The organism is Flavobacterium collinsii, assembly GCF_902804485.1.
Lineage (GTDB): Bacteria > Bacteroidota > Bacteroidia > Flavobacteriales > Flavobacteriaceae > Flavobacterium > Flavobacterium collinsii.
Map to the genome: position 1 here is coordinate 1 of NZ_CADCST010000068.1, position 12469 is coordinate 12469.

General features: G+C 35.5%; 11 protein-coding genes. 8 read left to right on the forward strand and 3 right to left on the reverse strand.

Features of this window, described 5'->3' with window-relative positions; all coding sequences use genetic code 11:
* Nucleotides 1-486 precede the first annotated feature (486 nt).
* The 8 genes from FLA105534_RS06060 to FLA105534_RS06095 all read left to right on the forward strand — a co-directional run bounded on the left by FLA105534_RS06060 (nt 487) and on the right by FLA105534_RS06095 (nt 9761).
* The gene (locus FLA105534_RS06060; protein WP_173965141.1) at nt 487-1689 is read left to right on the forward strand and encodes a glycoside hydrolase family 88/105 protein; all 1203 of its coding nucleotides are present in this window, start codon (nt 487-489) and stop codon (nt 1687-1689) included.
* A gap of 22 nt (nt 1690-1711) precedes the next feature.
* On the forward strand, nt 1712-2932 hold the full coding sequence (locus FLA105534_RS06065; RefSeq protein WP_173965142.1) for a glycoside hydrolase family 88/105 protein: 1221 nt from the start codon (nt 1712-1714) through the stop codon (nt 2930-2932).
* A 5-nt stretch (nt 2933-2937) separates the two neighbouring features.
* Nucleotides 2938-4962, forward strand: coding sequence for a pectate lyase (gene pelA, locus FLA105534_RS06070; protein ID WP_173965143.1), 2025 nt, complete (start codon nt 2938-2940; stop codon nt 4960-4962).
* A 55-nt stretch (nt 4963-5017) separates the two neighbouring features.
* Entirely contained in the window at nt 5018-6367 is a 1350-nt protein-coding gene (locus FLA105534_RS06075; RefSeq protein WP_173965144.1) for a glycoside hydrolase family 28 protein, read from the forward strand.
* A 55-nt stretch (nt 6368-6422) separates the two neighbouring features.
* Nucleotides 6423-7169, forward strand: a complete 747-nt coding sequence (locus FLA105534_RS06080; RefSeq protein ID WP_173965145.1) for a rhamnogalacturonan acetylesterase — start codon at nt 6423-6425, stop codon at nt 7167-7169.
* Nucleotides 7170-7478: 309 nt separating this feature from the next.
* Nucleotides 7479-8012 (forward strand): hypothetical protein, encoded by a 534-nt coding sequence (locus FLA105534_RS06085; protein WP_173965146.1) that lies wholly within the window; start codon nt 7479-7481, stop codon nt 8010-8012.
* 436 nt (nt 8013-8448) lie between these two features.
* Complete coding sequence (locus FLA105534_RS06090) at nt 8449-8625, forward strand: histone H1-like protein Hc1 (RefSeq protein ID WP_017495627.1); 177 nt, start codon at nt 8449-8451, stop codon at nt 8623-8625.
* 236 nt (nt 8626-8861) lie between these two features.
* Nucleotides 8862-9761 carry a carbohydrate kinase family protein gene (locus FLA105534_RS06095; RefSeq protein WP_173965147.1) on the forward strand — a complete coding sequence of 300 codons (900 nt, stop codon included), beginning with the start codon at nt 8862-8864 and terminating at the stop codon, nt 9759-9761.
* A gap of 127 nt (nt 9762-9888) precedes the next feature.
* On the opposite strand, the gene FLA105534_RS06100 is transcribed toward FLA105534_RS06095, so the two are convergent.
* From FLA105534_RS06100 to FLA105534_RS06110, 3 genes are all read right to left on the reverse strand, one after another.
* Nucleotides 9889-10221, reverse strand: a complete 333-nt coding sequence (locus FLA105534_RS06100) for a YegP family protein (RefSeq protein ID WP_173965148.1) — start codon at nt 10219-10221, stop codon at nt 9889-9891.
* Nucleotides 10222-10388: 167 nt separating this feature from the next.
* Nucleotides 10389-11789, reverse strand: coding sequence for a serine hydrolase domain-containing protein (locus tag FLA105534_RS06105; RefSeq protein ID WP_173965149.1), 1401 nt, complete (start codon nt 11787-11789; stop codon nt 10389-10391).
* A gap of 98 nt (nt 11790-11887) precedes the next feature.
* Entirely contained in the window at nt 11888-12451 is a 564-nt protein-coding gene (locus FLA105534_RS06110) for a DUF2911 domain-containing protein (protein ID WP_173965150.1), read from the reverse strand.
* Nucleotides 12452-12469 lie beyond the last annotated feature (18 nt).

Sequence of the window (12469 nt, forward strand, 5' to 3'; positions counted from 1 at the left end):
GAGTAAAGAGTAAAGAGTAAAGAGTAAAGAGTAAAGAGTAAAGAGTAAAGAGTAAAGAGTAAAGAGTAAAGAGTAAAAGAGTAAAGAGTAAAGAGTAAAGAGTAAAAGAGTAAAGAGTAAAGAGTAATTTGAAAAGTGAGCCACAGATTAAAAGGATTAGAAAATCTGCGTAATCTGCGAGAAAAATTATTAAACACATAGAAACATAGAATTTTTTAATTGTTTCAAAGATTACAAAGAAATCTTGCTTATTCACATAGCAAACTAATGTGATTTAGAGTAAAAGTGAAACGCCTTTTTTAAAAACTAATAAACTATGTTTCTATGTGTTTAAAAAAAAGACACAGATTAAAAGGGTTAGAAAGATTAAAAAATCTGTATGATCTGCGATATCTGCGAGAAAAATAATAATACACAAGTTAACCTAATCCATTTTAATCCTTTTAATCGGTGGTAAAAAAGACCTACTGCCAGAATATTAGTTTTATGCTTAAACCGACTTTTATAAAAATCAATTTGATTGTTTTACTGTTGATTTTCAGTACTAAAACAATAGGGCAGGCGACTGAAAATAACGTCTTGCCCGACAATTTAAAGTGGTCACAGAGAACGGCACTTACTATTTTGGACAAATACCCGAAAGCATGGCAGATCGATGGAACCGAAAAACCCAAATGGGACTATAAAATGGGATTGGTATTGTCGGCTTTTGAAAAATTATATCAGAAAACAAACGATCGAAAATACTTCAATTACATTAAAGGATATGCAGATGAATTGATTGATACTGACGGGAATATTATAAAATATGAGAGGAACGAGTACAATATCGATTGTGCTAACCCCGGAAAATTATTGTTCAATCTTTATGACGAAACAAAAGACAAACGTTATTTAAAAGTAATACAAGAATTAAGAAATCAGCTTGAAAACCAGCCGAGGACAGCAAGTGGCGGATTTTGGCACAAACAAATTTATCCCAATCAAATGTGGATTGATGGTTTGTACATGGCCGAACCTTTTTACACCCAGTATACGGTTAGATTTGAAAATGGTAAAGCTTTAAACGATATTGCAAAGCAATTTGAATTGGTGCATACGCACTTGGTAGATAAAAAAACAGGTTTGGTTTATCAGGCTTGGGATGAAAGCAAAGAAATCGCTTGGGCGAATCCACAAACAGGAACTTCGCCAACCCTTTGGGGACGGGCTAGCGGCTGGTATATGATGGCTTTGGTTGAAACCTTGGAGTATTATCCAAAAGCACATCCTAAATACAAAGTGCTGATAGAATATCTGAATCAAATAGCAAAGAGTGCCGTGCAGTATAAAAGCGCGTCAGGTTTATGGTATCAGATTGCTGATAGGCCCGAAATAAATGGAAATTTTTTAGAATCTTCATCATCAGCCATGATTATTTATGCTTTAGCGAAAGGAGCGGATAAAGGATACCTGAAATCAGAGTATAAAAAGACAGCAGAAAAATCATTTGAGGCCTATTTAAAAGAATTTGTAACCAAAGACAATCAGGGACACATCATTATTTCAAATGTATCTTCGAATGTGGGTTTAGGAGGAAAACCATTTCGAGACGGAACAAATGATTATTATAGTAAAAGCAAAACAAAGGACAATAGCTCACCAGCGCTTGCAGCCTTTTTGCTGAGTGCATTAGAATTGGAAAAATAGTAGAATCTAAATATATTTTAAAATGAAAGATAATAGAACAAAGGGTTATTTTACAGCAGTGGCTTTAGTTTGTCTGATGGCCTTTACAAGTTGTAAAGTGACTTCACAGGAAGCGTCAAAAAAGGAAATCGTCATCGGTAAAGATTTAAAATGGTCTGATAAAATGACTTTGACTTTAATGAAACGCCACCCTGAAAGTTATATGATTGATGATTCGAAAACGCCTAAATGGGATTATGTTCATGGATTGGTTTTGCATGCTATTGGAGAATTGTACAAAAAAAATCCGGATCCCAGATATGCAGCTTATGTAAAAAGCTATGTGGATGCTCTTGTTCAAAATGATGGCACAATCAAAACGTATGAGTTAGACAAATACAATATTGACTTAATTGTACCAGGACGTTTGTTATTTCCTACTTATGTAACTACCAAAGAAGAAAAATATTTAAAAGCACTTCAACTATTACGCAAACAATTAGCAGAACAGCCAAGAACAACAAGTGGTGGATTTTGGCACAAACAAATCTATCCAAATCAAATGTGGCTGGACGGTCTGTATATGGGAGAACCATTTTATGCACAATATACCGTTACTTTTGAAGGAGGAAAAAATCTTGACGATGTTGCAAAACAATTTGAGTTAATTCAATTGCATGCAACAGATCCAAAAACCGGATTATTGTATCATGGTTGGGATGAAAGCAAACAAATGCCGTGGGCGAATAAAGAAAACGGAACTTCTCCAAACTTTTGGTCAAGAGCTTTGGGTTGGTATGCAATGGCGCTTGTTGATGCCCTTGATTATTTCCCGAAAAACCATCCAAAACAAAAAGAACTGATTAAATACTTAAACAGTGTTTCGGCTGCTTTAGCCAAATATCAGGATAAATCAGGTTTATGGTATCAGGTGACAGATAAAGGCGGTGCAGAAGGAAACTATCTTGAAGCCTCAGGATCATCAATGTTTGCTTATGCTTTTGCAAAAGGAGCCAATAAAGGATACCTGCCTGCAAAATATAAAAACCTGGCTAATAAAGCTTTTGACGGTTTAACCAGACAATTGATAAAGGTAGATGCTGATGGTGGAATTACACTTACACAAGCTTGTCAGGTGGCGGGCTTGGGAGGTAATCCTTATCGTGATGGTTCGTACACCTATTATGTAAACGAAAAGAAAAAAGACAACGATCCTAAAGCGACGGGACCCTTTATTTTGGCAGCTGTCGAATTAAACAGATAATATAAATGATTTCAATTAAAAAATACATTGTATTGACTTTGTTCAGTATTTGCTTAGGAGTAAAGGCGCAGAATACCTATAAAAACTGGCCGGATATTATTAAGAAAAACGATGCAGTCTGGTTTGGTACCGATGAAGCAAAAAAAATAGCAGAGAATGTATTGCTCTACCAAAGAGAGGTAGGCGGGTGGCCAAAGAACATTCAAATGCAGAATGAATTAACGCCGGAGCAGAAAAAGGATTTACTGAAGCTTAAAAAAACAACTGCAGAAACGACTACAGACAATGGGGCAACTTGTCAGGAGATGCTTTTCATGTCTAAAATGTACGCGCAGGTAAAAGACGATCGATACAAAGAATCGTTTTTAAACGGACTAAATTATTTGTTGGAAGCCCAATATAAAAATGGGGGATGGCCTCAGTTTTACCCTTTAAAAAAAGGCTATTATACTCACATTACTTACAATGACGATTCTATGGTGAACATCCTAAACACCATTAGACAAGTGGGTGAGGAAACGGATTATTTTAGTATAAAACCTTCTAAAGCAGTGGTTGAAAAAGCAAAAGCATCTTTCGAGAAAGGAATCGACTGCATTTTAAAAACACAATACAAACAAAACGGTGTTTTAACTGCCTGGTGCGCACAACATGATGAAGTTACTTTTGCACCTGCAAATGCAAGAGCATTTGAATTGGCATCGTTAAGCGGTTATGAATCCGCAAAAATTGTATTGCTTTTAATGTCAATCGAAAAGCCTTCTTCTGAAATTATTACAGCAGTACAAAGCGCAAAGCTTTGGTTTGAAAAAACAAAAATCACGAACCTGGAAGAAAAGCGTGTTTTAAATGACGCCGGAAAAGTGATCGATAAAAAAATGATTGTAACGCAAAATGCGGCCCCGATCTGGGCGAGATTTATGGATCTTTCTACCAATGAACCCTTCTTTTGCGATCGCGACGGAATCAGGAAAAAATCGATAGATGAGATTGGTGCTGAAAGACGAAACGGTTATTCCTGGTATTCTGACGCACCCAAAGAAGTACTCAAAAAATATCCGGCCTGGGCTGCAAAAAACGGCTTAAAAATTTCGGCAAAAGAATCATCAGATAAGAAAAAGAACAACTTTATTACCGTTGCTTTAGACGGTTCGGGTGATTTTACAAAAATTCAGGATGCTATAAATGCGTGTCCTTCTTTTCCTTATGAAAAGGTAACTGTTTTTGTGAAAAACGGAACTTACAAGGAGAAAATCCGTATTCCCGAATGGAATAGTCAAGTGGCTCTAATTGGTGAAAGCAAAGAAAATACGATCATTACTTTTGATGATAACTTCTCTAAGATTAACATCGGGAGAAACAGCACTTTTAATACCTATACCCTTTTAGTGGAAGGTGATGATTTTTCGGCATCCAATTTAACCATCAAAAATGCTTCGGGTGATAACGGTCAAGCTATTGCACTGTCTGTTGTAGCAAATAGAGCTCAGATTTCTAACTGTAATATTCTCGGAAATCAGGATACTTTGTACTTGTCGGGAAAGGAAGCCAAACAGTATATCAAAGATTGTTATATTGAAGGAACTACCGATTTTATCTTTGGAAGTGCAACAGCGTTATTTGAAAATTGCGAAATTCACAGTATCAAAAACTCTTATATTACTGCTGCTTCAACACCTGAAGGAACAGCTTTTGGTTTTGTTTTTAAAGATTGCAAACTTACAGCTGAACCCGCGGCAACGGCAGTTTATTTAGGAAGACCCTGGCGTATTTATGCCAAAACAGTTTATATCAGTTGCGATATGGCAAAACATATCAGACCGGAAGGATGGGAAAATTGGTCGAAACCCGAAGCGGAAAAAACAGCTTTTTATGCCGAATACAATTGCAAAGGCGAAGGAGCTTCGTCTGCAAAAAGAGTTTCGTGGTCGCATCAGCTTGAGAAGAAAGAAGCTGAAAAATATACGATAGATAACATTTTGAAAGACTCAATTCCCAACTGGTATTCAGGCCTGACAAATGTAAAGTAATAGAGAAAAACTCAGAACCTCAGTACCTTAGCGCCTCAGAACCTATAAAAAAAACATGAACTTTAAATACGTTATTTTCCTCTTAATCACCTGGATTTCTGTAGCTCAGCATACCGAATTTCCGTCAGCAAAAGTAGATTCAATAGTTAATCGAATTCAGCTTCCTGTATTTCCTTCGTATCAGGTTAATGTTTTAAAATTGGGTGCAAAAGGGGATTCCATTACCAACAATAAATCCGTTTTTGATAAAGCGATGGCTTTGTGTAAAAAGAATAATGGCGGGACGATTATTGTGCCGGAAGGAATCTATAAAATAAATGGCCCGATTCATTTTGTGAGTAATGTCAATCTTAAATTAGAAAAAGGAGCAAAAATTAAATTCGGTGATACTCCGGCAGATTATTTACCAATGGTCCTAACGAGTTGGGAAGGTACCATGCTTTACAATTACAGCCCGTTGATTTATGCTTTTGAATGTTCTAATATTGCCATAACAGGCGAGGGAACCATTGACGGTGAAGGAGGTAAGATTTGGAAAAGTTTTAAAGCGAAGGAAGGTGACGGAAAAAACAGAAGCCGTGACATGAATCATAACTACGTAGCTTTGAAAGACAGGAGATTTGGGGAAGGATATTTTTTACGTCCGCAAATGATTCAGTTTTTTAATTGCAGAAACATTTTGGTCGAAAATATTCGAATTGAAAACTCTCCTTTCTGGTGTTTGCATTTATTGAAATCGCAAAGTATCACTGTGCGTGGGGTGCGATATAAATCATTGAATTACAATAACGACGGGATTGATCCGGAGTATGCAAAAGATGTTTTAATTGAAAATGTAAGCTTTGATAATGGTGATGATAATGTGGCTATCAAAGCCGGAAGAGATCATGAAGGAAGGGCAAATTTGGCAACACCAAGTGAAAACATTGTGATCAGAAATTGCAATTTCAAAGGACTTCACGGGGTAGTAATTGGCAGTGAAATGTCGGCAGGAGTTCAAAATGTATTTGTTGAGAACTGTAAAACGACAGGTTATTTAAAAAGAGGTATTTATCTGAAGACTAATGCAGACAGAGGTGGTTTCATCAGAAATGTATTTGTCCGAAACATAAAGCTGGATGAGGTAGAAGATTGTTTGTATATCACCGCCAATTATCATGGGGAAGGAAGAGGCTTCCAATCTGATATATCCAATATTTCTTTCTCGAATATTACATGTAATAAAGCCACAGCATCTGGAATTGTAATTCAGGGATTTCCGGATAAAAAAGTTCGTAACATTTCGTTAAATAATATCGATATCAAATGGGCAAAAAATGCCATTTCGAGTGAGAATGCCGAAAATGTACTGCTCAATGAGTTGGTTATCGGAGAAAAAGCAACGGTACCAACAGCAGCGAAGTAGTTTTTTTTGAGGTTCTGAGTTGCTAAGATTTTTTAAAGAGTTAAATGTAAATCAAATGACTAAATATTATCTGCTAATTATCTGTTTGTTTTCAATGGCGTGTTTTGCTCAAAAAACAACACTTTATACTATTGGAGATTCAACAATGGCCAATAAAAAAGATCCTGATCGTAATCCCGAACATGGGTGGGCACAGGTGCTACAGCCTTTCTTTACCGGGAATGTCAGAGTGGAGAATAAAGCAGTAAACGGGCGAAGTACAAAAAGTTTTATCAACGAAAAACGATGGGATTCTATTTATAAGAAGCTTAAAAAAGGAGATTATGTTTTTATTGAGTTTGGACATAATGATGAAAAGATAGAAGATTCAATCCGATACACAAATCCCCATACGAGCTACAGGTACAACCTGACTAAGTTTGTGAAAGAAAGCCGGGAAAAAGGTGCAATTCCTGTATTATTAACTTCTATAGCAAGGCGCAATTTTAACGAGAAAGGAGTTTTAGTGTCTACACACGGAGATTATCCTCTCGAAACCAGATTGGTAGCTCAAGAGTATAAAGTTCCTTTTATTGATCTGGAATATTTTACAGAAATATTGGAACAGACTTACGGACCTGAGAAATCGAAACAGTTGCATTTGCATTTTAAAGCCGGTGAAAATACGTATTATGATAAAGATAAGAGTGATGATACTCATTTGTCATTAAAAGGAGCTACAGAGATTGCTCAAATTGTAATCAATCAAATTAAGAGAGCAACTGATCCTGCCTTAGCTTTGCTAAAAAAAGAGATTAGATAAAAAGACAACCTTTAAGTGGATGATTTTCAAAAAAGAGAGAACTGAGATTCTCTCTTTTTTTGTTTATGCGTCTTTGTAAAGTAACTTAAAAAGATTTGTAAGAGCTTATGATACAGTCAAAAAAACAGTTTTTATGTGAATTAATTGCAGATTTGGCTTATCACGATAGTTTAATGGCTTCTAGCGGTGCCCGAAGAGAAAAGTTACAATTAAATTTGCTGCAAACTTTATTGTTTCTTCACTTTTTAGGAAGAGAAGGGAGGGAACAAAGAGGTATTAATCACTAAAAAATAATACAACTAAAAGCACATGGGTACCTCTACTTTTTCTTTAGAATTTGATCTGAATATTGCAGAGATACGTAATTTGAATAAAATGTATTTCAAAGATTTGTACAAAAAAAGAGTAATGTTTTTTTTGGCAATCATCTTGTTGGTAATTGTTTTTTTGGATTGGGATAATAACGATGATTTTTTCCAATGGATAATTAGAAACTTATTTTCCGTGATCTTCTTTCTGTTTTTTCACTATCTAATCGTAAATGCAATTTGTAAAGTAACCTTTCGTCTGGTCAAAAAATTATTGAAATTTGAAGGCTTTGTGCGCAGGTATAAATTCAGTTTTACGAATTCAGTTATAGGAGTACATTCTCCTTTAGGAGGATTTACGCATCGATGGTGTCAGATTGAGAAAGCGATTCTAACCAAAGACCTTTTTTTACTATACATTAGGGATAGAAACGGATATATCATTTCTATTTCAACCAAAGATAATTGTGATCATAAAATAGCAGAGTTAATTGCATTTATAGATTGTAATGTAACCCATGTAGAAAGAATTTGATCTGACTAGACAACTTTTAGCAAATGTAAAAGTCGAGAAAGAAAAGAAGCACTTCTATAGGATGCCTGTTCTTCATAAATACGATCATTTTTGAAGTGTTTTGGTCTCGTTTAGGCGCATTTTTAATAGATTTCCTCCAATAAAACAGCAAATTACCATTATAGGATGGAACAAAAAGTTGCTTTTTTGATGTTTTGAAGAGGGAAAATGAAATTTTCTAAAAAATACTTTTGAATGCCCTACAAGACAGGAATTGTCGGGTCTGAAAAATAAGCTATTGACTATTAGTTTATTGTGAAAAATGGAATGCTAAAAAGTAAAGAAGTAAACTTATTGTTAAGTTAAGGGCCGAAAAATGGGGATAAATTTAACAGCAAAAGTGTTGTAACTCCCAAGCAAACTTTTATTTTTGCGTCTTAATTTAATAATTATAAGCATGAACGATCTATTAGTAAAAATCAACGCCGAAATTGAAACATTTAAAGCAGAGGCTGAATCATTAACTGAAAAAGGTGTTAAAGCTGCTGGACCAAGAGCACGTAAATCAACTTTAGAAATTGAAAAACTTTTAAAAGAGTTTAGAAAAGTTTCTATCGAAGAATCTAAAAAATAATATTTTTATTTCAAAAAAAAACCTCGTTTAATGAATTTTAAACGAGGTTTTTTTATGGAAAATATTTTTTAGGACTCCAAACTTTTGAACCTGATTCTAATTATATCCAAAGCTTTTTATCATTATATTGCAATAACATCGAATCTGTGGAGAAGCAAGTTTGTGATTATTCTATTTTAAAAGAAAAATAGATGTTGTAATGTAGTAAACAAGTCTGTTAATATAAAATTGTTAGGATGAGTAACGTAAAAAATCTTAAGGCGGTAGCCTATGGAGAAGTGCTTTGGGATGTTTTTGCTACCGAAAAAAAAATTGGAGGTGCACCACTCAACGTCGCCTTGCGTATGCAATCGTTAGGTTGTGAAGTAGCAATGATTAGCTGTGTAGGTAATGATGAAGACGGTTCTGTCCTCATCAATCAGGTTAAAAAACTAGGACTTGAAACGGAGGCGATTAGTAAGTCAGAAGATTTTCCGACCGGTTTGGTTGAAGTAAGTTTAAACGATAAAGGCTCGGCGAGTTATATTATTCATTATCCGGCGGCTTGGGACAAAATTATGCTGACTGATTTTGCGAGAAATCGGGTACTCAATGCAGATGTTCTGATTTTTGGAAGCCTGGTTTGTCGGGATGCTGTATCAAGGAAGTCCCTCGGAGAATTATTACAGACAAATGTTTATAAAGTTTTTGATGTCAATCTAAGAAAACCTCATTACTCGTATGAGATTTTAGAGCGTTTGATGCATTCGGCCAGTTTTATCAAATTCAATGATGAAGAATTATTAGAAATTGCTCCGGCACTGCATTCGACTTTCACCACACTGGAAGAGAATATTCATTTTATTGCCGGGAAGACCACTACCAATGCTATTTGCGTCACCAGAGGACAACATGGTGCATTATTACTTTGGGAAAACCAATTGTATGAGAATAACGGATATGCTGTAAAAGTTGTAGATACGGTAGGAGCGGGTGATTCTTTTTTAGCGGCTTTAATTATGGCATTGCTTACCGGGAAAGCACCTCAATATGCAATTGATTTTGCATGTGCCACAGGAGCCTTAGTTGCCGCTTCACCGGGAGCGAATCCTGAGATTCCACTTTCAAAAATCGAAAGCCTGCTTATTGGCAGATGACATAAAAAAAACTGAAAGAAGAATTTTGTCGTTACAAAGAAAAATTCGGAGAGATCTGGATTATAAAAAGTTTAGAACAAAAAAATGGGGTTGAAAGACCCCATTTAGTTACTATTTTGTATCGTATTTATGCTGTTTGATCATCTGTAGCAGCTTCAGGTGCATTTGTTTTTACCGATGCAATTCCGTTATCTCTGGCGGCAGTACTTTCATACATTTCGCTTGATCCAATAATCTGACCGTTAGTGGCTTTTAAGTTGAAATAAGGTTTTCCGCTTTTGGATTCCAGTTTGTCAAATTTCCCGTCGTTTTGCGAATTTGTTTTGACAGATTCAATTCCGTTTAAGCAGGCCGCTTTCGTAGTATAACCTTCACTTGTTAGAATAGTTTGCCCATTACCAGCTTTTAAATTAAATTGAAATTCACCATTGGCCCTTTTAGTAATTACAAATTTTCCCATCTATTTTTTGATTAAGTTAAAAATTAAATTCTTTGATATTCATAAAATTACAAAACTTCATCGTATAAAGTATAACCGGATGAAAAAATAAATGAAATACTTAATTGAATACAAATAAGTTAATTATGACTGGCTTTTCGCTTAAACTTGACAACCCAATCGTAAAATTATTTTTTATTAAAAGCTTTTAAAATATACTTTTGGATCAATTCGTCACTTGAGGATTGTGAGTTGTAATTTCCTCCTGTAATAACGGTAATCATGTTTTGCTGTTCCCAGATATAGATTTTCTGACCACCGTTTCCCTGTGCTGCTGCTCCGTAATATTTGATGCCATCGACCTCCAGATATTTAAGCCACCATAAATAACCATAATTAACACCCTGAATCTCGGTGTGTTTAGTTAAAGATTCCTTGATCCATTCTTTAGAGATTAGCTGTTTACTATTCCAAACTCCTTTGTTGAGGTACAACAAACCTAATTTAGCCATATCTCTGGAGTTTAAATAAACCTGACAGAAAGTTTCGGCACTTGAAGCATCAGGTTTAAAATTCCATTTAAAGTTTTTAATGCCGAGTTCTTTAAAAAGCGTTTCTTTTGCAAAATCGGCCAAAGGCATTTTGGATGCTTTTTCGATTATTTTACCAAGTGTAATGGGGTTTCCGGAGCAGTACATTCCTTTGCCTCCGGGTACATCAATCATGGGCAAATCAAGTGTAAACTGAACCCAGTCATCAGAAGAGTTCATGCTTGTTTCATCCCCCGCAGACTTCGGATTGCTTACATCACAATCGAGTCCGCTTTGGTTGGTAAGCAGGTTTTCAATTGTAATTTGTCTTTTGTCTTCGTTGAGGTTTTTAAAAGTGTAATCAGGGAAATAGGAGAGTACCGTTTCTTTTTTACTTTTAATGTATCCTTTATCAATTGCGATTCCGGTAAGTGCCGAAACAAAACTTTTGGTTGCCGAGCGCATTTCGTGCAATTTGGTTTTGTTGTACTCATAAAAATATTCTTCAAAAACTAATTTCCCATCTTTAATAATCAGGATACTGTGAACGTTTGGGTACGAACCGTTGACAATTTTTCGCATCATTTCGCCCAATAATGCTTTGTCCAGCCCTGTATTGTCAATGCTTCCGGTAATGAGACCGTCATTCTCTTTTTTGGGTTGTTGGTACAGGTATACATAATCTTTGGGTACATTGAGTCTGGGGTACCACATTTCTTTGGGGAAAATGACTTTTTTATTGATTAGTTTGAACGTCTTTCCATCAGTCGTATAGCCGTTGAGAATAGAAGTTTTATCGCGTACAAAAGTTACTTTTTCATTAGAACTGTTTAGAAAAGTATCTTTCTCTGAAGGCGTCAGTGCATATTTGCTTTCGTTGATGATTGCATACAAAATCGTATCTTTTGGTGAAGCTGCGATTTGCAGTGTGGTATTGTTTTGGTACTCATAAAGGCCTTCGTATTCTTTTAGCTGTTCATAGGTAATTTTGAACTTTTGTTGGGAATGTCCGACACAAATTGCCCCTAAAAAAAACAAGAATAAATAGGTGTTTTTCATCTTTTTTGGTTTTGAGGTTAATGTTAATGAGTGAAAAAAAAAGAGACACTAATTTAAAACTAGTGTCTCTTTTTGTATATCGTTCTGTCGCTAAACAATTACTTAATAGTTATTGGAACTTCAACAGTTGTTTTGTCCCAGCCAATTACTAAATTCGCTACAGCGCCCTGAGCCGTAAAAGCAATCGATAAGGCTTCGATTGTATTGGATACCGGTTTTACCGGAACGCTTACTCTTGCAATATCTTTACTCTCATCGTATGCGTAGGCACCCCACAAATCAATTTCTTTATTGATAATGATGGTCCATTTGTCTTTTTCAGGAATGGCAAACAAACTGTAAGTTCCGGCAGGAATATTTACTCCGCCAATAGTAACCGGTTTGTAAAACTTGATTTCGGTATTTTCGTTAGCACCTACACGCCAAACTTCCCCAAATTTAATTAAATCACCAAAAATAGCACGTCCTTTAGCAGAAGGTCTTGCGTAAATAACCTTAATCGCCGGAGCAGGATTATCGGTTTTTTTGAATTTTACGGCTTTATTCGGGAAATACGAAATGTCGACCGGACTTGCGTCTAACGGAGCAAATTTCACTACATCCTGTGCTTGAACTGTAAAGGCAGCAAATAAAGTAACTGCCATTAAACTTAATTTTTTCATAGAATTACAATTTTTAGA